We start from the raw sequence: 19837 nt of genomic DNA, 5'->3' as shown, positions 1-19837 counted from the left end.
AAATTATTTAAAATCCCCAACTGAGGTAGCTTTATGTCAACAAATCCAGAACGTGCCGTATCATATGTTCTAAGCAAGTACGTTTCAAACTACATGGACAAGGATGTGTTGATACTTGATCTTGATACTCAAACTAGTGAAGCTGCCAGAATGTTAAGACATTATGAGACAGACGACATTATTGTAACAGACAAAGACAATCAACCAGTAGGAATTGTTACAGATGAAGATATCTTAAGCAAAGTCAGCGATGTTACAGTCTATGCCGAAGCTACAAAATTGAAAGATATTATGAGTACTCCACTTATCACAATAAATGAAAAATCTACACTACAAGATGCACTACATAAAATGAGAGATAACAACATTAGAAAGCTTCCAGTCCTATCAAAAAAGAATCAAGTGGTGGGAATGATTTTTCAATCAGTCATTGCAAATGTTATCAGAGATGCCACTGCAACTGCTCCACGACTTTTAAGCCCACCAGTAAAATCAATTTTAGGAAACCTGGGTTTTGTGTTACAATTTGCAGGAGTTTTACTACTTGTTCCAGCAATTGTGGCTACAATATTAGAAGATACCACGACTGCAACTGGAATATACCTGACAACAGTACTTTTACTAGTAACTGGCTTTTTTCTGAATTCGTATGGTGAAAAATCCAGTCTAAATCTACAACAAGCGTCAATTCTGGTATTTGCAAGCCTGTTTTTACTATCGCTTTTTGGAACTGTACCGTATCTCTATGTTTTGCCAAGTACCGAAACGACTGTAGAGATGTTTAGTAACGCGTTCTTTTCAAGTGCCGCAGGATTTACCACGGGCGGAATATCATTGTTTGACGAGCCAGAAAAACTCTCTCAGAGTTTCACATTCTTTAGAAGTTACACCCAACTTGTAGGAGGAATGAGTTTCATCTACTTGGTAATTACAGCATTTTACCCAGAATCAAAATTACAGTCAATGCGTGGTTTCATATCAGGTAGAACACTTCACATGAAAGAACTATTTTCAACAATCACAGTAATCTTCACCATTTACATTGTAATTGTGGCATCTTTGTTGTATGTGTTTGGAGAAGGAAACATTATTGATAATTTTTCATTGGCAATGAGCACTCTTGCAACTGGAGGATTTACACCCACATCGACAATTCTTGATGGATTAGTTTGGCAAGAACACTTAATCTTAATGGGAGCAATGATTCTAGGAGCATTACCATTTACATTCCACTATGCATTTGTAAGAAAGAAGTTTCTTTCACCAAAACTTGGAAAAGAGGTTTTAGTGTATTTTGCAATTTTAGGTGGTGCGACAATTTTGTTTATGGGAATTAGTGGGTTAGATCCAATGCAGAGTGCGTTTTATTCTGTATCAGCAAGCACCACTGCAGGACTACAGCAAGAAAGTCTTGCAGGATTAAATGGTGGGGCACACACTATTTTGATAATTTTGATGTTTATTGGAGGGTGTGGATTTTCAACAGCAGGAGGTTTGAAAATATTTAGATTATTCCACCTCAAAGATGTAAGAGCATTACTTAGCAAAGCAAGAAGAGCAGAGTTGCCACATCAAGCAAAAAAAGAGGTCATATCGACTCTCATCATTTTAGCATTGTTTCCTACAATATCAGCTATCTCAGGATTACACCTTTCAGCAATAGAAGATGTCCCATTTCAAGATGCATTTTTTGAATCAGTAGGAGTAATTACGACAGGAGGACTTTCAGCAGGAGTAATCGATTTTGAAACAGATCCTGCAACAAAAGTTGTGTTGGGATTTTTGATGATTTTTGGCAGATTAGAAATTATTGCAATAATCTACATTTTTGTTCCTAAACTCAGCTAAGATAGAATTTAATTTCATATGGAGTAAAATCAAAATTATGACGGTGGAGAAAAAAAGTACAGGAAAAGGGAAAAAACTAATTGTTTTCGGATTTGTATCAATTCTAATTCTGTTTCTGATTTATGGCAGATATCAAGATCCAGAATTACTTACACCCAGTGCTATTGATTCAATTCAAAGAATAGCCTTTGGATTTTACGTAATATTGGTAATATCTTTCGGAGCAATTGCGTTTGGAATGTATAGGTATCATAAAGAAAAAGTAGAGATTGGAGGAAAAGATCTTTCAACAATTATTGCTCTTACAACATGGAATTCTAAATCTCGAAAAGTTTTGGTCATCACATTTATCGGGTACGGGGTGTTTTTTTCATTGGTTTCAGGAACATTAGTTTATCAACCAGAAGTAAATTTTGCCATACATTACGGGGCAACAATCCCATCGGGGTTTATTGCGCCATGTTGTGATGGGCCAGGGTATATGCCAAAAATAATCATTTACTTGACAGAGCATATAGGATTGCAAATAATCCCAATAAATCTAGTGTTACAAGTAATTGTATCATATTTGGTTGGACTCAATACAGCAATCGCAGTAAATGCATATTCAATTTCTAAAAAAGGACGAGGAGCTAGTTCAATAGGAGCAGCGGCAGGGCTATTCATTGCTTGCCCGACATGTGCAGGTACATTTTTGTCGATATTTGTCGGGACGGCAAGTGGGATTGCATTATCTATTGCACTATCACAATTACAAACGGTGTTTATTGCAATATCAATCCCAATACTACTTGTGACACCATATATGATGGCAAAAAAATTAAGAAATGCAGATGGAAGCTGCAAAGTAAACAATACTAAATGAATTTTTTTACTTCAGGAATTTTATGATTGCCAATATCATAGCCGTCACGTCTAAGAAATTTCAAAGTTAGTTTGTAAGTAATCTCATCATGATCCACCATATCTAAGATCTCACTCCACAGAACTCTCCCGTGTTCTTCGATATGTCTTTTGAAATCAGGATTCATAGATTCAGCAGCATCTCTGCACTGATCAAAGGTTTTGCCATTTTTGTAAGAACGAACGCGCCTATCACAACTATCCATATGAAATATACATAAAAATTCTAAATAAACCTAGTTTGCAGGCTTTCAAACAAATAGTAGCATCAAGATTCTAAAGTATGGCAATCAAATCAACAAAAGAATACATCGATTTTTTTACCAATCTGAATATGGGAGAAAATGTTCCACTTTTGAGTTTTGTAAACAATGAAAGAATGGTTCTCAAACAAAAACTAGAATACAAAAATTTAGAAAAAGAGCCCATACAAAAAGGAATTAAGATTTTAGAGGATTTAATTTTAGAGATTAATGAGATTGGAGAAAAGGCAGTCCTAGAGAAATATCAAAAACAAAAATAGTGAAAGATCATGGATAAAAATTCAGAAATTATTAAAACAGAAATCATCAGAATACTAAATGAGAATGGCAAAACTAGAGGGACAGAACTTGCCAAGAGAGTCATAGAAAAAGTAGGCAATGAAAAAATAGTTTATAGAGAAATTAGCGCATTGGTAGAATCAGGTGAAATAGACAAAAAAGTTCACAGCAGATCCCATATTGAATACGAATTGATCAATTTATCCGAATCAGTTAATGCTCAACTCAAAAATTTGCATAAAGAGATAGAAATGATATATGATGAAATATCCAATTTTGAAACAACAATCAAAGAAGAAAAATTTTCATTTCATGAAAGACTAAGATCAATTATTCATCAAATCAATATTGTACAGTCAACTGATGGAATAATGAAATTATTATCATACTATCCTGCGTTTAAAAAAGACAAAATGTATTCACAGATTATCAGAAAAATTAATGATTGTTGGGAATCCATCATGATTAACATAACACACCAACAAGAAGAAGATTTTCTTAACGAGGTTCTTGCAAATTTAAGAATATCACAAATTGATTCAAATAATGTTAACTAGAGTTTTTTTAATTTTTCAATGATAACTTTAAGGATTTCTTCATCATCAAGTAAAATTAGAGGAAAGTCATTTTCTTCGCTTGCTTTACGAAATTCAGTATCTTTTGTAACTATGACCATGTCATTTTCACGGGCATAATTAATTATAGAATAATCAGAGGCAAGTTTTTTTCCTTCCATTTGTAATTTTCTTACACTGTACGCATCAAACCCCAATCCCTTCAATCTCTCATCCATACCATCTAAATTCTCATCAACTAGAATTTTCATATAGATTAATTATTTAATTTCAATATTAGTGTAAAACATTTTCAACATAAATGAAATTAAAATTAAAATCCGTGAAATTCAGACCACTGATTTCCAAGCTTGTCTATTATCTTCCAACCAAGTCTATCTATATTTACACCAGGCTCTGCAATTACCAAAACGATGTATTTTCCAATAGGAAAGCTCATCATTACAACTTTCTCCCTCCTAGAGGAAGAATACTTTACACGGCCCAAATTAGCATCAAAGCCAGTTCTATTTGCTACTCGATGAGCTAATTCTTGGTACATTTGCTTCCGCCTTGCATCAGTCTCAAAAGGAACCAATCCAGCCTTCATGTCACCTGCAACTAATTCACCAGTATTATCAATCAGGCCGCAAAATCTTATTTCAGGTTCCAGTAAAATATTTGCAATCTTATTTTTAATATCTTCAATTGGAAATTCTTTATCAGACATATGCAGTGATTACAGTTTTCATCATATTTAATGAAATTTGCTCAAAATACATTTGTAAAAAATAAAAAGTTACAGTCCATATAGGGGATTTCTATAGGCATGGCATGATACATGGAGCTCCAAAATATGTCATGATTGCATTTTTTGCATTAGGAGTTCTGTTTGTAGGATTTTCATTTTGGGCATTATTCCTTACGGACATACCACAAGAACAATTTTTAGAAGATCCTAGATTTGAAGAAGAATATACTAAATATTATGAATGGAATATTTTGTTTGGATCAGGACTAATTGGAGTAGGTTGGATTATTGCGTTTTTGGGACGTAAAATGACACGAAAATAAAAATTAAAATTCAAACCAATATGTGAAATTTCAGAATTAACTAAAATGCAATGATAATTTTAATCCATGCAAAATTATTTCTTAATTTCAACAGCACAATCATCAAGTACTTATTTTCAATCAAATCATGAAATATGTTGGATGTTAAAAAAGAAGATATCTCAGAAGAATCTAAAAAAAATCACATTTCGTATTACAAGTCACTTTGCAGAGTAATCTCAGACATTCAAAAAGAAAGAGAGGTTGAAAGAGAACCTGCAATCAAAAATCATTTAGAAAAGAGGATAGAAGCCATGGAGAAAGACAAAAAACGAATAAGAGACATGTTTCCAGATATCAATGAAGGTGAATGGGATGGCTACACCAACTGAAAAAAACCACAACAAGCATCTAGATCTGCTCCATGACTACAAAATCCACCTTGTAAAGTATATCGAAGCTTTAGAAAGAATTGATAAGCAATCAGAATTTGCAAAAGAATGGAATAAATCTACAATAAGAGAAAGAAGGGAAGAAATACAAATCATTGATAAAATCTTGAAAAATTTAATACGGTTTTAACTATGATTTTTTTTTGAGCCAAATCATAAAGGGCATTACAAAACTCATCAAGATGCTCTGAAGATATACCGTCAAACCAAGCTAGTTCTTCATCAATACTAAATCCTTGGAAATCATAGTTTGAATTTGAATTTACATAATCAATTTCATTTTTAACCAGTTTTTTAATTGATGTTTGTTCAGAATTTGATAATTCGTAATTACATGTCATTAAATCAATTTGAACAAAATAATTTTTGTGTAATGGATTGATTTTTGCCTTGATAAACGGTTTGTTTTGTTGCTGACATTCACGGTAATATTTGTCGTATTCAAACATTTTTGAATCACCCAAATATTTGTAAGAATTCATATCAATTTGAATTTAAGATATTCAGATATTAAAGATCAGCAGTTATTTTTTTGATTTTGGTTATTAATCTAATTTTTGTATTAATAGGCATTTCAGGCTCCATTGTAAAATATATAATATTTCTTTTGGTGTAAATTACCATCTGAGAAACTTTTTCCCTTTCAACATGAACATATCTTACTTTTCCAAGCGAACTATCAAATTCTTTTCTCATAGAACGTCTTTCTGCAACTTGTTTACAGAAATGTTCTTCTTCTTTTTGAGATTTAAGACTAGTTTTACCTGTCTTCATAATTCCTTCTCGTATATTGCCTTTAGCATCGATGATAGCTGCAAATCTCATTTTAGAGTCCAATTTTAGGATTTTTTGTACTATATCAAGGAGATCCACTTTTTTTGTTGCCATATCTAACTAAGAAAAATCATTTGGCAAATATAAGCTATGAAATGTTTTAAAAACGAATTTTTTAAGAAAAATTAAATTTCATCACAATCACAAAGATTAGATGAATAATTCAATTTCAAATGTCTTAAAAGAATTAGAAAAACAATCCAGTCTTGAAAAATCAAGAAGAGTGGATGTGCCGCAAAAAGATAGAATGTTGGCAATTACAAAAGAGACAGGGGAGTTTCTAGATATGATATTACGCCTAAAAAAGGCAAAATACATGCTTGAGGTAGGCACATCAGTAGGGTATTCTGCAATTTGGTGTGCAGAGGCAATTAGCGAAAATTCTGGAAAAATCATTACCATTGAGAAAAACCCAGATAAAATAAAAAGAGCATATGAGAATTTTCAAAAAGCTGAGGTGACAGATATTGTGACAATAAAAGAGGGAACTGCGATCAATATCTTAAAAGAACTAAACATGAAAGAAGAGAATAAAGATTTTTTTGATTTTGTTTTAATTGATGCTGACAAAGAAAACATCATAGAATACTTTGATCTGATTTTACCAATGGCATCTACAGGAGGAATAATAATAACAGACAATATGCTATATCCTGAAAAATATAGAGCAGATATGAAAAAATTCTCAGACTATCTAAAAGTCAATCCTAATGTGAGAACGACAACATTGCCCATTGGTAATGGCGAAGAAATAACAATCAAAATAAAATAGCTATTTCATTTTACTAATTTTCTTTTGCACAGGTTTTTTCGTTATCTTTTTTTCCGAGGGTTTTTTTGCAAGCGATTTTAGTTTTTTATTTTTTTCAGCAATTTGTTTTTTCAACTTGTCTTGTTTTTCTTTGAGTTTCTTATTCTTAATTTTTATTTGAGATTCGATTTTTTCTCTCTTCTTTTTTAATAGATCATATGCTTTTTCTTCTTTTTTGAGCTGTTTGCCTAATTCAGTTTGAGATTTTAATTTTAATTTCTCCTCTTCTGTCTTTTTTAGAATTAATTCTTTTTCTTTAGCTATAGTATTGATAAGATCAAGTCTATTTTCTTTGGCAATAATCAATTCTTGCTCCTGAGATTTTATCAATTTCTTTAATTTTTCAGATTCAGCAAACTTTGCTTTTTCTTCTTTTACCTGAGAAACAATTTCATCATAATCTTGTTTGGTTTTTTCTAGTTCAGCCTGTCTAGACTTTATTTCATGGGCAATTTGTGCCTGTTCCAGAAGACGTAATTTCTGTTCAGAGGCCATTTTAGCCAACAATTCTTGTTCTCTAGTGACTTGTTTTTCGATTTTTTCCTGCTCTAATTGTGCTTGTGCAAGTTGCCGTTTTTGTGATAAAAGTTCTCGAGAAATTTTTGTTTTTTCAGAATCAATTTTTTTTATTATAGACGCTCTATCTTTTTTTACTTTTTCAAGCTCTTCTTTTTGTGCAATTATTTCATTTGATAATTTTGTTTGAGTTTCAATTTTAATCCGTTCTTCTTTAATTTGAGATTCAAGAAGTGATTTTTCTTTAGTAATTTTTTCCTCATATTCTTTTCTGTGAGATATTAAGTGTGACAAATTGGAACGTTGGTGATTAATTTCCTCATTAATTTTCTGTTGATTTTTAATTTTCTTCTCTTCATCTAAAATATCTTTAGTGATTTTTTCTAATTCTTCAGGTCTGGCTTCAACAGACCAACCTTTAGGCATTGTACCTTGAATTTTTTTGGGATTTTCTGGCTCTATTGTTATCTTCGGAGATGTAGGCAATGCATCATCCCCATATATTTCAGAACTAGATTCAACAACATGAACATTATTTTGTGAGTTTAGTTTTGATTCTAAATAAAGAGAATCTGAATAATACAAAGGTTTGTTGCTTGCTACTGCATCATAGATTGATTGTAATCTTCCCAAATCCCCATTTCCAGAATCTATCAATTCTTTAATTTTTGGAAGTAATGGGTTTTCTTCTTCAGGTTCATCTTCAACAGAGAATGAAGCATTTAATTTATTTTCAAGATAAATTTTATCTGAACGATACAAAGGTTTGTTGTTTTTTAAAAATTCCAATATATGATATAGACGTCCAGCATCCCCATTCCCATTATCAATGAGAGCATCTACTTTTTGAATCGTTTGAGAAAGTGATAGATGTTTTAATCCAGTCATTTTTTCTTATGATTGATTTTTGATTGAATCTAGTAAAAATAACTTTTTAAAAATTATTCACATAAAAATGAATTTTAGATGATTTTATAAAGAATTTTCATATGCAAAATAGACGGCCATATGTTTTGAGGCTAATTTGCTGCTAAATCCTAATCCTAGTTCTTTGACTCAAAATTATCACTGAGACGATAGATACTCCGAGGATCATTACAGTAATTTGACCAAACTCAGGAATCACTTGAGAACCCATAATTTTAATTTCCTTAGAATTAGGTGAAATTGGAATTATCAATTTTGTTCCTGTTGTAGTATCTTCAGTTTCAAAATTAGTCATATCCCCATCAACCCATGCAGTGTTTGGATTTTCAATTAGTTCGGGTGGTAAAATGAGAATTAATTGTTCGCTTTCAGTATCGCCTGAAATTGTAAATGTCAAGCTTTTTTCATCCGGATTAATATGAACCGTGTTTTGCAAATTGGTGTCTAAGATATATTTTATATTAAATCCTAAACCATCATCAGAATATCCTGATGCCACCCTATCAATTGTTTTAACACTACCAGGATTTTTAATTACATGAACTACTCCATTCATGTAAGGATGGATACTGCAATAATAGTAAAAATCTCCCAGTTCATTAAATTGTCTAGTATAAGATTTCCCTGCAGTGAAAAATCCGCTATCAAATAATCCATCTACCTCAAAATCACCAGTTTCAATACTGGATGCAGATACAGATGTTATTGTATGAAATGCAGTGTCTGCGTTTTTCCATGTAACTGAATCACCAGGATAAATAGTGATTTCGCCAGTTGTCACACCAGTGCTTTTTTCAGACCAAAAGAATGGGGCATTAGGATCTGAGGCGCCAGATGGGATTTTAATCTCGTATTCTGTCTGTGCAAAAATTTCAACAGACAGGGGAATAGTAAATAATAATGCAATTACCAAAAAAACAAACAAGTGATTCATAATAGATCATAATCTAAATTAATTAAAAGAGTTTACTCTGTTCATCAAGGTACACATTTTTGTTCTTGTTATTTATTAATTAGAAAATTACATTCATTGTATGAAAATGGGCATAGTGATTGCAATTACTGGGATAGTTATGTTCTCGTCAGGCCTAGTAATGTTTTATTCAATCGAACTGGGTCAAACAGACCCATTTTTGAGATTTATCAAAAATACAGGAACGTTTGTGGGCATTAGTGGAATGGGCGTATTTCTAGCAGGGGTTTTGCTATATCTGATCAACAAAAATGAGCCATCATTAAAGGAACATTCTGGTGTTTAAACCTGATACAACATATTCTTGTATTCATCTACCGCAATCACGAATTTACAGCTCTTACAAAATAACACTTCTTTGTTTGTAAGAGATTTAATTTCAGTAGGGATAGTACCGCAGTACAGCGAATCAATTAGGCACATGGGGCAATGTGCGGCAAGCTTTTTCATTCCAAAATCATTTGAAACATTCATGTTTTCAGTATGAATTTCTAATATATTAAAAACAAGAAGAAATCATACTAGTGCCAATTTGAAAACTAAATTATAGCAACACATGTAAAAACATTCAGACATGTCAGAAAAAATTTGGCTAGGTGGAATTTACATCAAAGAAGAAGGAGGATATGAAATAATTTTAAAATCATTAAATCACTACAAAAATAGATTAAAAACACTCAATGATAGTCCAGAGTTGAAAGATTCGGCAGCAATGTTTGCATCGGTTTTAAATCAACAAGCAAGAAAAACAGTTCCAAAAATCAATGAAGTGATTGTAAAAATCCATGATGGACTTGAAGACATTCAAGTCATGAATGATCTTCAAGAAGAAAAACAATTTTTAGAAAAAGCACTAACATGTTATGAATCAGATATTCATAAAGCAGAAGATACAGGTCATGAGTATTTCGTAAATCTAGTCGGAGACATGCTCCGGGCAAGAGAAGATCTCAGAACAATCAGGACAGCATTAGAGAAAATAAGAAATTTTTCAGAATAGTTTTACAATCCTTGTAAATACCAATCAAAGTAGGGCAATAATGCCTTACATTGTTTCTTTTTCTCAAATTCTTCTGCAGAGTCTTCAATATTCTGAATTTTACCTTGAAGATAATCAGAAATTATTTCATTTTTAAAATGAGGTTTTATTTGATTTAAAACACCAAGGAATTTTTCCGTGGACGTGTTTTCAAAATTATTTAAAATTATTTTTATTTCTTCTTCTAAAGCCATGAAAATTATTTGCACACCCCATTATTATTTGATAGAGTTAGACAACATCATCATCATCCCACGTTAGACGAAATTTTCCCGTAACTCTAAACATATTGAGTTTCCCACCTTGTTTGAAATTAATTTTATACGATTTATGTGATGTATCTTCTATTTCTAAGATAACATCATTTTTGATAGTTTGAAAAACTATGGGATTGTTTGAAATTTGCTTCCATTCATCATCATCAAAATCCATGTAAAATTTGGTATATAGTAATCCCATAGGATCAACATAGAATAAACCCGAATAAATAACTAGATGAAATCCTATTTATCCAATGATGTCGGCGGCATGAGAACACCCAGATTGCTGACAATGGTTGGAAAAATAATCTCGCATGAATTGTCTTTTCGGATTAGTTCAAAAACATGATGAATCAATTGCTGGATAGTCAAATGTTCATCGTGGTATAATGTCTTTTTTGGATTTTTTGCAGAATCCAAGACGGTGAATCCGTTATCAACGAGTATCAAATTTCTCAGTAATGAATTTGCAATAGATATTTTTTCATCAACATCTTTGTGAGAATAATCAGCATCTAATTTTTTAATTTTTAATTTCAAATCATGGTATGAATTATTTGTATTTCTTTCAATTCGATGTTGCAGTTTTTCCTCATAATTTTCAACAGGAAGATAAAATTTCATATTTCCTTTATTGTTTACAGAAATGACTTCTTTTTCAAGTAAAGAATCTCTTGTTTTTTCAAAGGTGGTTTTCGCCATATATTCCGGAACAATTTCTTTTAGCAATGCATTGTGATGCAGTTCAGGATTATTTTTGATAGTTTCTAGAACTATTCGTTCACGCTCATGCATTTCAAAGTTAGGCTCATGTTGACTTACCATTTATAGGTCGACCTATATAATACAGGTCAACTATTAATTAGTTTTGGATTTATTACTATAAGGGATTTAGGCTAAAAGTATTCGTATTTTTGAAAAATTAAGATTCAGATTTTTCAAGTTCGTCTAGTTTCTTCCTTACCGCCTCAGCGACTTCCTGTTTGAGCCTATCTTCTTCCTCTACAAGTTCTTTCTTGAATCGTTTTTCCCAGTAGCCTTTAACCATTAGAAATCACATTATCATAAAATGGGTATGAAATAAGCTCTTCTAAATTCAGAAAATTTCTTAAAATAGGAGATTTTTCTAGCCTTAGGAATCACAGAAAATATTCAATGAAATGCAATTGTTTGAGATTCCAAATTTGAAATAAATATGATATAATTCAGTCAATTAAATAGACAATAATTCATTTACTGAGAAATCATCCATCGAGGTTAAATACAAATTTTGAAATACAAATCACCTAACACACCGTGGAGTTTGATGAGTGATCATCAAATTTCATGAAATTTAAAAATAAAAAAAGAAAATCAATCACACTAGTTCTTTTGTGTGAAAGGGGTTATCCAAGTTTGGATAATGTTTTTGTTTAATTCAGCAAATGCATTGACATTGTCGTTAAATGTTTTGAAATTTTGAACAGTTGTATCAATAGCAGTTTTTACTAATTGATTGTTCACAGTACTTGCTTGTACAATTTGCTTGTTGGTATCAACAATTGCAGTTTTTGCAGAGGTAGGAATTTCAGTGTTTATTCCAGACTTTTTTGCAAATTCTTGTGATATTGAAACTGCAGCATCAATTGTTTTTTGGCAAGTTTTCATACATTCGTTTTGCAATTCTGTTGCAGATTGAAAATATTGGGGGGTTAGTTTTGAAATATTTTCAAAGTATTTCTGAACATTTTGCTTGTACATTGCAAATGCATCACTAGTTTGAGATTGTGTACTCATGATGGGGCATTGTAACACGGGTATATATACTATTGGTAATGAGTGGTAATGAATGTCAATAAATGACACATAGTGAGTGATATTGGTGATTTTAGGCGTAAAGGGCGTTGTTTGTATAAATGAACAAACACCATTTTTGTTTGTTCAAATGAACAAACATTTTGTAAGGCAAATAATGGACAATACTAAAAAATTTTCTAATTTGCATTAGGGCAAGTTATGGCAGGATCAAGATGACATATCATACATGTTTGACTGCAGCAATCACTTGCTCGTTTCTCAAATAATTTTCCACAGCATAGACACTTTTTTTCCATTGTAAAAGCAGATTATTTCTCTGTATTATTTCATACGAATATAGTCATTTTTGATTTTCAAAGAGGAGAATTATTCTTTTTCAACATTTCGAGTTATAAATTGGTAAAATTTCGTCTGTCAATGGTATGCACTTTTTATTCTTTATCGATAAAAATAGAATCCCCCCATTTCGTGCTTAACTCACTGCTGTTTTTCGTTATGACTAGATAATTACGTGAATTATGATTTGTTGGAAAATTGTTATAATGATAGTATGAATTTGTGATTTGTGGCAATAAATTCTCCAACTAATTCTCAAAAAAACAAAAAACTTGTTCTGATTATTGGAATTCCTTTAGTTATTGGAATGGGTCTTTTTTCACAATGGTATGGAGAATTCAACGAAAGTTTAACTACCGAATATCGATTTTTAACATATGCAATTGGTACAGGAATAATTGCACTTTTTTTACATTTTTTTAGGGATTGGAAATATGTGAAAAATAATCTAATCATATTATATTTGGTAAGTTCGTTAGAACTGCTTTTACTAATCATGGCTCCAATACTATCCACATTCCAAATTTACATGAAAGAACATTCTCAAGAAATGTTAGTGTTGTTTACTGCAGGGGTATTGTCATGGTGGATAGTTACAATAATTCGAACAAATAATACTTCGGGAAAATTTGCATTTGCTATGTCTACTCAAATGTATTTTGGGTTTATTGTGATGATTGGATTATTTGCATGGTTAGTTACACTAGTTAACAGTACGAGTTAATTGACTCTTAAAAATCAAAAAAACCATTATAACACAAAATTCCTCAAAGGTTACGGTCACTCCATATCTGTTAAAAATTCCAAAATAATTCTCAAAGACAATCATGATCCATTCTCAGAACCTACAACTGAGGAATGGTTTGTCAAAAACATGCCATACGAGAAGATAGTTCTTTCAGGCAAAGGGTATGTTTCAACTGAGGCACTATCACTACTATCTCAAAATAATCGAAATGTCATTCTACTAGACAATCACGGAAAACCAGTCACATTCATGAACGGCATGATGGATTCTCTAACTGCCACCAAATACAGAATGGCACAATATGATACATTTCGTGATGAAAGTAAGTGTGAGTATCTAAGTCAACAAATCATACAAGCAAAAAAAGAATCTCAACTAAAACTGCTCAAATTAATTGGCAGTGAAGTAACTGAACTATCCGATAAGGAAAATGTTTCAGCCATTACCTACTGGAAAGAATTTGCCAAATTCATTCCTGAAAAATATGGTTTTCAATCAAGGAATCAATCCCAAATTAGAAATTCCAAAAATAATGCAACTGATATCATCAATGCATTACTAAACTATGGGTATTCCGTTCTAGCTGGAGAAATTTCAAAATATGTTTGTGGGTTTGGTCTTGATCCATACTTTGGATTTATGCATAAATCTCATACAGGGTTTCAGCCACTGGTCTATGATTTGATTGAGCCATTTCGATGGTTAGTGGATTATTCAGTGTATAAAATTGCCAACAACAAAGAGAAGAGAAACAGAATCAAACTCAAAGAGTATTCGTACACAAAAGATGGGACTGTAGTAATTGAACATGCTTTGATCAAGCGATTCTTGGAATTGTTAGAAAGACAGTTTTCACAGGAGAGAAAGTATGATTTTAGATATGGAAAGAAGACTGAATCAGGTTTAAAATCAGTTCAAGAGATTACTCTTGCAAAAATTTTGATTCAAAGCCTATTGGAGTTTTGTCTTATGAAAAAAGATAGTTTGTAATTAACCCTTATCGTTCTTTCTTAGGTCCAGAATATGTATGAAACAACCCATGTCTAGTACTCCAACTAAGATCAGATTCTTCATCCCATTTTTCAATGTCTAACAAATCCATCCCGTTTAATTTTGTCCAATTTGTAGTTAGTTTTGCCCAAGCCAATCTTTGTAACGAATGTAATGCAAGAATAGCTGTAACAACTTGACGGTATTTTACATCAGTGATACTGAAAGTTTCTTCATGTTTTGTATCATTGTACATTTGCCACCATGCATATGTTCCATCAAATGGTTGAAATTCTTCATTAAATGATGTGGTCCATTTCATATTTGCTAATACCCCATTACCATCTAAATTTCTCAACACTCCTCGTATTCCTCCATTCCCATCAGGTTCGGGTAATTGGCATTCTATTTGCAAAATTTTACAATATCTTTCAATCACAATACAAGTGGTCAACAGTAAATTTACCAATCGAGGAGAATATGCTTCTTGATTATATTCATATGGAATAATATAATTGAAATCTTTCAATTGTAAATCAATATCATTCATCACTTGATCTAAAATTTTTAAATCTGCAATTGTGTATGTCATAAATAATTAATTTTGTGTGTGAACTTAAGAGTATTGGAAAATTAACAAAAATATCAAGTATTAACATCAAGCATTTGAACAATTTGAAGAACTAATCCACACATCACCAAAATAAATCCAAACCATCTCATTCTATTCCAGAATGGAATGAATGATCTAGGCACTATAGGTGAATATTCAGGACCGGACAAGCCTAAAGTACCTACCTGTATTTGTTTTTCATCTGTATCAAATTCTACAATATCAGTAAGTTTGTTTTCATATCTTTTTGTACGAAAAAATATTTTGTATATTTTTAACAATTGAAACCATTTATTCAATGAAGGGTATGTAGGAACCCTCCAAAACCATAAAACAAACAAAAATCCAAAGATTTCAAGAACAATTCCAAAAATTGCAAACCACTCAAAAAAACTAATCTCGACTAACATCCCCATAATCTAAATTTTGTATGAACTTAAGCATATTGGCAAAGCAAATAAGCATTCTAGTTCATGAAATAATATGAAATTTGTATTGTTGTTATTTTTGATTGGAATGATTGTTCCTGCATTTGCTCAAAATTCCACTGAAAACCAAATTACTATGATGAACAATTCCTCAGATAATTCGATTGCCCTTTTTGGTATTTTGATTACTGCCATTGTAGGACTATGTGGATTTATTGCAAATAGAATCAATCACAGATATCAAAAAAAACAACTTCAAACAACTACATTGTTTAAAATTTATGAATTACTAAGTAACGAAAAAGGCAGAACATTTAGAAGATTAATCTATGATGAATGGAAACGAAGTAAGGGGAAACCCGAATTTGATAGAGAAGTAATCTACGAAGGTAGATCCATTCCTCTCATAACAATTGTAGAAGAATTACTTTCTAATTATGATAAAGTATGTGCAATGGTCACACTAGAATTAGTTAGTAAAAAAATGATTTTTGAGTTATACAGTGTCATGTTAGTTAAATCATATATTGTAATGAAAGAATACATATCAAAAAAACAAATCACAAATAGAAAGGCTGCGCTTCATTATTCTACCCTCGCAAAAGAATTTGATTCCAAAGTACCAGAAAATGAAAAGAAAATATATTAAATTTCACAATAAGGACATTCTAATTCTTCTTTGTATGATTTAACAAATCCCAAAAACACATTTCCACAGTAGGTACAGATATATTTTAACCGCTTTCTCTTCTGAGTCTTGTAATACATCGCAGATAGCCAACTGACTCGCTGAGTCTTGAAGTTTCCTTCTTCATCATAATAATAGATGTGCCATCTCTTCTTTGTAGATTTTTTATGTCTGTGATTGCCACGGTGAATGTAAGTTTTAGATACTGAAACAACATATTTCATGATACCTCTATGATACTTCAGAGTAATAAGACCAGATTATGACTATGCAATTCCTCTATTTGGCAATCTTAGCTCTCTAAATCTTGGTAAATCCTTTACATTGTTGTTTTTAGAATACTCGTAGATTGCACTAAGTAAATCATCTAATGGTTCTATTGCATTGTTGAGTAGTTTTGCAAATTCAGGAGGCATAGTTTTTGACATTACTTGCAAAGAATAATTCATCAATTGTAATGCAAATGCTCTACTTGATTCATTTTCTTCCTTTGTTTGTTTGTTGAATTTTGTAACTCCAATGTCTAAAACACTTTCAATGAAATTTTTAAATTCGTCACTGTGAAGAATTTTCATCCTATATCGTGGCTTCATTTGAACCATGAAAAATTCTAATAATTTCAAATCCTGTCGGGCATGAACAACACCATTATTGTAATGTCTGTCTGGTTTGCTATTTTCTGGAAAATACGATGAATCATTGATGATTCCCAAGTCAAGTTTGGAGACACGCTTACGAATCAAATATGTCGATTCTAAACGCTCCATCAAATCTTTTCCCTTTTGTTTATGTCGATTTACCAACGTTATGACTATACTTTTCGGCATTATTTAAGAACAACTAATATCCATTATTTATGGAGTCAAAAATAAAATCCAAAACAAGACCAGAAGAGTCAATCGAAACCGATTTTGGTCAAAGGCAAGTATCCCACCAGAATTTTTCAAGAATCGTGGCACTGCCTAAAATTGCTCTGCAAAACTGCGGAATCACATCACAGGTATCTGTGAAACTAGTTTTGCAAAACGGGGAGAAATTTCTCAAAATTACTCCGGCTAAAACAAAAGGAGGTGAGAAAACTGAGTGAAACATTTCCACCTTTTTTGAAATGGGGCAACTACAAATCTGAAGATCCAGAAAATCCAGACATCATAGAACTCAAGGTAGCAGAGACTGAAACCTTTGAGACTGAATTCTCAATCAATGTCATGGCATTGATCAAAGAGAAAAAGACATGGGTTGAATGCAACATCCCTCTGAAAAGCCACGAGTCAAAGAACGCATCATTGCTAAACCAGTGGAGCAGACTTTCAAAAGACATCAAGAAAGGAGCACGACTACATCTAAAGACGTGGCTTGGAACATCAAAAAATTCAAGAAAAATAAGGAGATACAGTCTAGAGAAAATCTAGACTTTCTCCTTTTTTGACAATAGTGATGTATTATGACAGAAGACAAAGATAAACTTTTGAAACAGTTAGATGCACTAAAGATATTTCCCAACAGCAAACTAGTAAGAGAATTAAAAAATCAGATTAAAAATAAATTAAAAAAATTAGATTATACAAAACCAGAAAAGCCAAAACCACATCCAAACCTTTCTAGATCAAACAAACTCAAAAGATATCACAATTACATTAGACAGATTAGAAACAACTTTCCAAATGTAACATACAACCAGATTAGAAAGCAGTTTGCTAAAAGAAAGCGTGGTGATGACGTCTCAATTCCTGATGCAGTATGGCAAAATCCGTCCCCGTAACAGACTGTATGAACCTGAAAAGGGTTTTTACAAAAAAGCCTCAGAATAGAGACCCTGCAAAGTCACACAAAAGACCCGTCTACACAATAGACACTGAGACATACAATGGCAACATCTTTCTGATAGCAGATTCTGACGGTCGATATCTGGATGAAATTACGCCTGAATCGTGCCTAGAATGGCTGTTTTGCAGAAAATATGAGGGGTCTTGGTGCTTTTGCTACAATTTGGGATATGATGCAGAAGTCATTTTGAAATTGTTAGGATCGGAACTGTTCAAGTACAGAGATACAGGCAAACTGAAATTCTCATTTAAGAAATTCAAGATAGAATATCATCCAAACAAGTGTCTAAAGATTTCAAAGGGTCACCACTCTGTGATTTTTTATGACATTGCACAGTTTTACCATGCTAGTCTAACAGATGCATACCAAAACAACATAAAGAAACTACCAAAGAAATATCTGGAAATAAAATCAAAGAGAAGCCAGTTTTCAATTACATACTACAAGAGAAACACAAAACAAGTTAGAGACTATTGCATACAGGACTGCAAGCTAACAAAGGAACTTACCATACACTGGATTAAGTTATTTTACAAGGCATTTGGATTCTATCCTGCAAGGTGGGTCTCATCAGGATATCTGGCAGAAAAGGTCTTGATCAACAACGGAATCAATTTTCCAAAGTTTGATGATACGCCATATGAGGTTCAAGAAATGGCATGGAAGACATACTATGGAGGAAGATTTGAGATTACTAAACGTGGATACATTGGAACTGCATACAAGTATGATATCAATTCAGCATACCCATATTCAATGACAAAGATTCCTGACTTGACAAAAGGAAAGTGGATTAAAAGAAAATCCATTCATAAAAATGCGTTACTCGGATTCTTTAGAATAATTACAGACATTCCAGACTGCAAGTACATCCCACCGTTTCCGTTTAGAACAAATGGTTTGATAATATTTCCTAGTGGAAAGTTTGAGACATTTGTTACACTAGATGAACTGAAAGCAACTGATACGAAATATTACAAAATTATTGACTCGTTTCAGTTTGTTCCAAATGACAAAGTCATCTATCCATTCAAAGAGTTTGTTGAATCCATGTATGAAAAAAGAATGAAACTCAAAAATGAAGGTAATCCGTTGCAGTTACCAATCAAGATAATTCTGAATTCAATCTATGGCAAGACAGGTCAGAAGGTTAATCGAATTATGGGGAATATGTTTAATCCAGTGATTTTTGCCTCAATTACTGGGTATACTCGTGCATGTATGTACAGATTTGTCATGGAAAACGGCATTGAGGATAAGGTGGTCTTTTTTGCAACAGATTCCGTATGCACTACAAAGGAATTAGACATTGATTCTGAGAAACTAGGCGAATTTTCACTAGAAGAGTCTGCGGATGATGTCTTTGTCTTGCAGAATGGATTCTATCGGTTCAATAAGAAATGGAAGCAGAGGGGAATTGGAAAATTAGGAAGCAAGGAAATAGAGCATCTAGAGACTTTTGAGAAAAATGGGAAATTGTACTATAAATTCAAGGTTTTGAGAAATTCCCGATTAAGATCATCCATTTTACAGGATTGCATATCCAATATTGGAAAGATTAGAGAGTATGTCAGGGAAGTGAATTTGAATGCAGATAGAAAGAGAATGTGGTTAGAAATAATTAGTTCAATAAATGAAAAGAAGATGTGTAAATCAATTTCAATATCATTAAATTATTTACAAACTGAACAAATTTGA

The 19837-nt window shown here is 32.1% G+C and carries 32 protein-coding genes; 16 read left to right on the top strand and 16 right to left on the bottom strand.

Annotation, left to right across the window (positions count from 1 at the left end; genetic code table 11):
* The first annotated feature begins 33 nt into the window (after positions 1-33).
* Both NSED_RS04305 and NSED_RS04300 read left to right on the top strand, forming a co-directional pair.
* On the top strand, positions 34-1848 hold the full coding sequence (locus NSED_RS04305; protein ID WP_016940372.1) for a CBS domain-containing protein: 1815 nt from the start codon (positions 34-36) through the stop codon (positions 1846-1848).
* 37 nt (positions 1849-1885) lie between these two features.
* Positions 1886-2713, top strand: coding sequence for a hypothetical protein (locus NSED_RS04300; protein ID WP_193353273.1), 828 nt, complete (start codon positions 1886-1888; stop codon positions 2711-2713).
* On the opposite strand, the gene NSED_RS04295 is transcribed toward NSED_RS04300, so the two are convergent.
* The gene (locus NSED_RS04295) at positions 2706-2957 is read right to left on the bottom strand and encodes a hypothetical protein (protein WP_014965026.1); all 252 of its coding nucleotides are present in this window, start codon (positions 2955-2957) and stop codon (positions 2706-2708) included. The two genes, NSED_RS04300 and NSED_RS04295, sit on opposite strands and share 8 nt — an antisense overlap.
* Before the next feature lie 77 nt (positions 2958-3034).
* Here NSED_RS04295 and NSED_RS04290 point away from each other — a divergent pair, with 77 nt between their 5' ends.
* Positions 3035-3274, top strand: a complete 240-nt coding sequence (locus NSED_RS04290; protein WP_014965025.1) for a hypothetical protein — start codon at positions 3035-3037, stop codon at positions 3272-3274.
* A 9-nt stretch (positions 3275-3283) separates the two neighbouring features.
* The gene (locus NSED_RS04285; RefSeq protein WP_014965024.1) at positions 3284-3850 is read left to right on the top strand and encodes a hypothetical protein; all 567 of its coding nucleotides are present in this window, start codon (positions 3284-3286) and stop codon (positions 3848-3850) included.
* Here NSED_RS04285 and NSED_RS04280 read toward each other — a convergent pair.
* Positions 3847-4119, bottom strand: a complete 273-nt coding sequence (locus NSED_RS04280; protein ID WP_014965023.1) for a DUF5615 family PIN-like protein — start codon at positions 4117-4119, stop codon at positions 3847-3849. The two genes, NSED_RS04285 and NSED_RS04280, sit on opposite strands and share 4 nt — an antisense overlap.
* A gap of 62 nt (positions 4120-4181) precedes the next feature.
* Positions 4182-4577 (bottom strand): DUF6659 family protein, encoded by a 396-nt coding sequence (locus NSED_RS04275; RefSeq protein ID WP_014965022.1) that lies wholly within the window; start codon positions 4575-4577, stop codon positions 4182-4184.
* 104 nt (positions 4578-4681) lie between these two features.
* On the opposite strand from NSED_RS04275, the gene NSED_RS04270 reads away from it, so the two are divergent.
* Together NSED_RS04270 and NSED_RS04265 are read left to right on the top strand one after the other, a co-directional pair.
* The gene (locus NSED_RS04270; protein ID WP_014965021.1) at positions 4682-4921 is read left to right on the top strand and encodes a hypothetical protein; all 240 of its coding nucleotides are present in this window, start codon (positions 4682-4684) and stop codon (positions 4919-4921) included.
* Positions 4922-5055: 134 nt separating this feature from the next.
* Positions 5056-5292 carry a hypothetical protein gene (locus tag NSED_RS04265; protein ID WP_014965020.1) on the top strand — a complete coding sequence of 79 codons (237 nt, stop codon included), beginning with the start codon at positions 5056-5058 and terminating at the stop codon, positions 5290-5292.
* A gap of 152 nt (positions 5293-5444) precedes the next feature.
* Here NSED_RS04265 and NSED_RS04255 read toward each other — a convergent pair whose 3' ends face one another.
* Both NSED_RS04255 and NSED_RS04250 read right to left on the bottom strand, forming a co-directional pair.
* Positions 5445-5834: a hypothetical protein gene (locus NSED_RS04255; RefSeq protein WP_014965018.1), complete on the bottom strand. Its 390-nt coding sequence runs from the start codon at positions 5832-5834 to the stop codon at positions 5445-5447.
* Between the two features lie 28 nt (positions 5835-5862).
* Positions 5863-6240, bottom strand: a complete 378-nt coding sequence (locus NSED_RS04250) for a DUF6659 family protein (protein WP_014965017.1) — start codon at positions 6238-6240, stop codon at positions 5863-5865.
* A gap of 100 nt (positions 6241-6340) precedes the next feature.
* Here NSED_RS04250 and NSED_RS04245 point away from each other — a divergent pair, with 100 nt between their 5' ends.
* Positions 6341-6958 carry an O-methyltransferase gene (locus NSED_RS04245; RefSeq protein ID WP_014965016.1) on the top strand — a complete coding sequence of 206 codons (618 nt, stop codon included), beginning with the start codon at positions 6341-6343 and terminating at the stop codon, positions 6956-6958.
* Here the strand turns inward: NSED_RS04245 and NSED_RS04240 are convergent, their stop codons facing one another.
* Both NSED_RS04240 and NSED_RS04235 read right to left on the bottom strand, forming a co-directional pair.
* Positions 6959-8401, bottom strand: coding sequence for a coiled-coil domain-containing protein (locus NSED_RS04240; protein ID WP_014965015.1), 1443 nt, complete (start codon positions 8399-8401; stop codon positions 6959-6961).
* Between the two features lie 142 nt (positions 8402-8543).
* On the bottom strand, positions 8544-9374 hold the full coding sequence (locus tag NSED_RS04235) for a PEFG-CTERM sorting domain-containing protein (protein WP_016940373.1): 831 nt from the start codon (positions 9372-9374) through the stop codon (positions 8544-8546).
* Positions 9375-9474: 100 nt separating this feature from the next.
* On the opposite strand from NSED_RS04235, the gene NSED_RS04230 reads away from it, so the two are divergent.
* The gene (locus tag NSED_RS04230) at positions 9475-9699 is read left to right on the top strand and encodes a hypothetical protein (RefSeq protein WP_014965013.1); all 225 of its coding nucleotides are present in this window, start codon (positions 9475-9477) and stop codon (positions 9697-9699) included.
* Between the two features lie 288 nt (positions 9700-9987).
* Positions 9988-10413: a hypothetical protein gene (locus NSED_RS04220; RefSeq protein ID WP_014965011.1), complete on the top strand. Its 426-nt coding sequence runs from the start codon at positions 9988-9990 to the stop codon at positions 10411-10413.
* 2 nt (positions 10414-10415) lie between these two features.
* On the opposite strand, the gene NSED_RS04215 is transcribed toward NSED_RS04220, so the two are convergent.
* The 5 genes from NSED_RS04215 to NSED_RS04200 all read right to left on the bottom strand — a co-directional run bounded on the left by NSED_RS04215 (position 10416) and on the right by NSED_RS04200 (position 12488).
* Positions 10416-10646: a hypothetical protein gene (locus NSED_RS04215; RefSeq protein WP_014965010.1), complete on the bottom strand. Its 231-nt coding sequence runs from the start codon at positions 10644-10646 to the stop codon at positions 10416-10418.
* A gap of 37 nt (positions 10647-10683) precedes the next feature.
* Complete coding sequence (locus NSED_RS04210) at positions 10684-10911, bottom strand: hypothetical protein (RefSeq protein ID WP_026090134.1); 228 nt, start codon at positions 10909-10911, stop codon at positions 10684-10686.
* A gap of 44 nt (positions 10912-10955) precedes the next feature.
* Positions 10956-11537, bottom strand: a complete 582-nt coding sequence (locus NSED_RS04205; protein WP_014965008.1) for a hypothetical protein — start codon at positions 11535-11537, stop codon at positions 10956-10958.
* A 97-nt stretch (positions 11538-11634) separates the two neighbouring features.
* Positions 11635-11760: a hypothetical protein gene (locus NSED_RS10950; RefSeq protein WP_016940374.1), complete on the bottom strand. Its 126-nt coding sequence runs from the start codon at positions 11758-11760 to the stop codon at positions 11635-11637.
* 314 nt (positions 11761-12074) lie between these two features.
* Entirely contained in the window at positions 12075-12488 is a 414-nt protein-coding gene (locus NSED_RS04200) for a hypothetical protein (protein ID WP_014965007.1), read from the bottom strand.
* 586 nt (positions 12489-13074) lie between these two features.
* Here NSED_RS04200 and NSED_RS04195 point away from each other — a divergent pair.
* Both NSED_RS04195 and cas1 read left to right on the top strand, forming a co-directional pair.
* Positions 13075-13569 (top strand): hypothetical protein, encoded by a 495-nt coding sequence (locus NSED_RS04195; RefSeq protein WP_014965006.1) that lies wholly within the window; start codon positions 13075-13077, stop codon positions 13567-13569.
* The gene (gene cas1 / locus NSED_RS04190; protein WP_014965005.1) at positions 13570-14583 is read left to right on the top strand and encodes a CRISPR-associated endonuclease Cas1; all 1014 of its coding nucleotides are present in this window, start codon (positions 13570-13572) and stop codon (positions 14581-14583) included.
* Positions 14584-14590: 7 nt separating this feature from the next.
* Here the strand turns inward: cas1 and NSED_RS04185 are convergent, their stop codons facing one another.
* On the bottom strand, positions 14591-15175 hold the full coding sequence (locus NSED_RS04185) for a hypothetical protein (protein WP_014965004.1): 585 nt from the start codon (positions 15173-15175) through the stop codon (positions 14591-14593).
* A gap of 53 nt (positions 15176-15228) precedes the next feature.
* Positions 15229-15606: a hypothetical protein gene (locus tag NSED_RS04180; RefSeq protein WP_232212416.1), complete on the bottom strand. Its 378-nt coding sequence runs from the start codon at positions 15604-15606 to the stop codon at positions 15229-15231.
* Positions 15607-15679: 73 nt separating this feature from the next.
* Between NSED_RS04180 and NSED_RS04175 the strand changes: the two genes are divergently transcribed.
* On the top strand, positions 15680-16273 hold the full coding sequence (locus NSED_RS04175) for a hypothetical protein (RefSeq protein ID WP_014965002.1): 594 nt from the start codon (positions 15680-15682) through the stop codon (positions 16271-16273).
* Here NSED_RS04175 and NSED_RS04170 read toward each other — a convergent pair.
* Together NSED_RS04170 and NSED_RS04165 are read right to left on the bottom strand one after the other, a co-directional pair.
* The gene (locus NSED_RS04170) at positions 16270-16536 is read right to left on the bottom strand and encodes a hypothetical protein (protein ID WP_014965001.1); all 267 of its coding nucleotides are present in this window, start codon (positions 16534-16536) and stop codon (positions 16270-16272) included. The two genes, NSED_RS04175 and NSED_RS04170, sit on opposite strands and share 4 nt — an antisense overlap.
* Positions 16537-16578: 42 nt before the next feature.
* Positions 16579-17079 carry a hypothetical protein gene (locus NSED_RS04165; protein ID WP_237737710.1) on the bottom strand — a complete coding sequence of 167 codons (501 nt, stop codon included), beginning with the start codon at positions 17077-17079 and terminating at the stop codon, positions 16579-16581.
* Positions 17080-17168: 89 nt separating this feature from the next.
* Between NSED_RS04165 and NSED_RS04160 the strand changes: the two genes are divergently transcribed.
* From NSED_RS04160 to NSED_RS04145, 4 genes are read left to right on the top strand one after another with little or no spacing between them, the layout of a single operon-like run.
* On the top strand, positions 17169-17399 hold the full coding sequence (locus tag NSED_RS04160) for a hypothetical protein (protein ID WP_014964999.1): 231 nt from the start codon (positions 17169-17171) through the stop codon (positions 17397-17399).
* Between the two features lie 16 nt (positions 17400-17415).
* A complete protein-coding gene (locus NSED_RS04155) occupies positions 17416-17724 on the top strand; it encodes a hypothetical protein (RefSeq protein WP_237737709.1) in 309 nt (102 codons plus the stop codon).
* Positions 17725-17756: 32 nt separating this feature from the next.
* On the top strand, positions 17757-18074 hold the full coding sequence (locus NSED_RS04150) for a hypothetical protein (RefSeq protein ID WP_014964997.1): 318 nt from the start codon (positions 17757-17759) through the stop codon (positions 18072-18074).
* The gene (locus tag NSED_RS04145) at positions 18053-19837 is read left to right on the top strand and encodes a DNA polymerase (RefSeq protein ID WP_026090135.1); all 1785 of its coding nucleotides are present in this window, start codon (positions 18053-18055) and stop codon (positions 19835-19837) included. Before NSED_RS04150 ends, NSED_RS04145 begins: the two co-directional genes overlap by 22 nt.

The organism is Candidatus Nitrosopumilus sediminis (genome assembly GCF_000299395.1).
In the GTDB taxonomy this organism is placed as follows: Archaea; Thermoproteota; Nitrososphaeria; order Nitrososphaerales; family Nitrosopumilaceae; genus Nitrosopumilus; species Nitrosopumilus sediminis.
This window is presented reverse-complemented; position numbering and strand designations above follow the sequence as displayed.

What these genes read in the sequence shown, in the direction of transcription:
- NSED_RS04285 (WP_014965024.1), top strand. Translation starts at nt 3,284, where the DNA reads ATGGATAAAAATTCAGAAATTATTAAAACAGAAATCATCAGAATACTA.
- NSED_RS04250 (WP_014965017.1), bottom strand. Translation starts at nt 6,240, where the DNA reads ATGGCAACAAAAAAAGTGGATCTCCTTGATATAGTACAAAAAATCCTA.
- NSED_RS04175 (WP_014965002.1), top strand. Translation starts at nt 15,680, where the DNA reads ATGAAATTTGTATTGTTGTTATTTTTGATTGGAATGATTGTTCCTGCA.
- NSED_RS04290 (WP_014965025.1), top strand. Translation starts at nt 3,035, where the DNA reads ATGGCAATCAAATCAACAAAAGAATACATCGATTTTTTTACCAATCTG.
- NSED_RS04145 (WP_026090135.1), top strand. Translation starts at nt 18,053, where the DNA reads ATGGCAAAATCCGTCCCCGTAACAGACTGTATGAACCTGAAAAGGGTT.
- NSED_RS04265 (WP_014965020.1), top strand. Translation starts at nt 5,056, where the DNA reads ATGTTGGATGTTAAAAAAGAAGATATCTCAGAAGAATCTAAAAAAAAT.
- NSED_RS04205 (WP_014965008.1), bottom strand. Translation starts at nt 11,537, where the DNA reads ATGGTAAGTCAACATGAGCCTAACTTTGAAATGCATGAGCGTGAACGA.
- NSED_RS10950 (WP_016940374.1), bottom strand. Translation starts at nt 11,760, where the DNA reads ATGGTTAAAGGCTACTGGGAAAAACGATTCAAGAAAGAACTTGTAGAG.
- NSED_RS04300 (WP_193353273.1), top strand. Translation starts at nt 1,886, where the DNA reads ATGACGGTGGAGAAAAAAAGTACAGGAAAAGGGAAAAAACTAATTGTT.
- NSED_RS04180 (WP_232212416.1), bottom strand. Translation starts at nt 15,606, where the DNA reads ATGTTAGTCGAGATTAGTTTTTTTGAGTGGTTTGCAATTTTTGGAATT.
- NSED_RS04215 (WP_014965010.1), bottom strand. Translation starts at nt 10,646, where the DNA reads ATGGCTTTAGAAGAAGAAATAAAAATAATTTTAAATAATTTTGAAAAC.
- NSED_RS04185 (WP_014965004.1), bottom strand. Translation starts at nt 15,175, where the DNA reads ATGACATACACAATTGCAGATTTAAAAATTTTAGATCAAGTGATGAAT.
- NSED_RS04160 (WP_014964999.1), top strand. Translation starts at nt 17,169, where the DNA reads ATGGAGTCAAAAATAAAATCCAAAACAAGACCAGAAGAGTCAATCGAA.
- NSED_RS04150 (WP_014964997.1), top strand. Translation starts at nt 17,757, where the DNA reads ATGACAGAAGACAAAGATAAACTTTTGAAACAGTTAGATGCACTAAAG.
- NSED_RS04240 (WP_014965015.1), bottom strand. Translation starts at nt 8,401, where the DNA reads ATGACTGGATTAAAACATCTATCACTTTCTCAAACGATTCAAAAAGTA.
- NSED_RS04165 (WP_237737710.1), bottom strand. Translation starts at nt 17,079, where the DNA reads ATGGAGCGTTTAGAATCGACATATTTGATTCGTAAGCGTGTCTCCAAA.
- NSED_RS04280 (WP_014965023.1), bottom strand. Translation starts at nt 4,119, where the DNA reads ATGAAAATTCTAGTTGATGAGAATTTAGATGGTATGGATGAGAGATTG.
- NSED_RS04170 (WP_014965001.1), bottom strand. Translation starts at nt 16,536, where the DNA reads ATGAAATATGTTGTTTCAGTATCTAAAACTTACATTCACCGTGGCAAT.
- NSED_RS04255 (WP_014965018.1), bottom strand. Translation starts at nt 5,834, where the DNA reads ATGAATTCTTACAAATATTTGGGTGATTCAAAAATGTTTGAATACGAC.
- NSED_RS04305 (WP_016940372.1), top strand. Translation starts at nt 34, where the DNA reads ATGTCAACAAATCCAGAACGTGCCGTATCATATGTTCTAAGCAAGTAC.
- NSED_RS04210 (WP_026090134.1), bottom strand. Translation starts at nt 10,911, where the DNA reads ATGGGATTACTATATACCAAATTTTACATGGATTTTGATGATGATGAA.
- NSED_RS04295 (WP_014965026.1), bottom strand. Translation starts at nt 2,957, where the DNA reads ATGGATAGTTGTGATAGGCGCGTTCGTTCTTACAAAAATGGCAAAACC.
- NSED_RS04275 (WP_014965022.1), bottom strand. Translation starts at nt 4,577, where the DNA reads ATGTCTGATAAAGAATTTCCAATTGAAGATATTAAAAATAAGATTGCA.
- NSED_RS04230 (WP_014965013.1), top strand. Translation starts at nt 9,475, where the DNA reads ATGAAAATGGGCATAGTGATTGCAATTACTGGGATAGTTATGTTCTCG.
- NSED_RS04270 (WP_014965021.1), top strand. Translation starts at nt 4,682, where the DNA reads ATGATACATGGAGCTCCAAAATATGTCATGATTGCATTTTTTGCATTA.
- NSED_RS04245 (WP_014965016.1), top strand. Translation starts at nt 6,341, where the DNA reads ATGAATAATTCAATTTCAAATGTCTTAAAAGAATTAGAAAAACAATCC.
- NSED_RS04220 (WP_014965011.1), top strand. Translation starts at nt 9,988, where the DNA reads ATGTCAGAAAAAATTTGGCTAGGTGGAATTTACATCAAAGAAGAAGGA.
- NSED_RS04235 (WP_016940373.1), bottom strand. Translation starts at nt 9,374, where the DNA reads ATGAATCACTTGTTTGTTTTTTTGGTAATTGCATTATTATTTACTATT.
- NSED_RS04200 (WP_014965007.1), bottom strand. Translation starts at nt 12,488, where the DNA reads ATGAGTACACAATCTCAAACTAGTGATGCATTTGCAATGTACAAGCAA.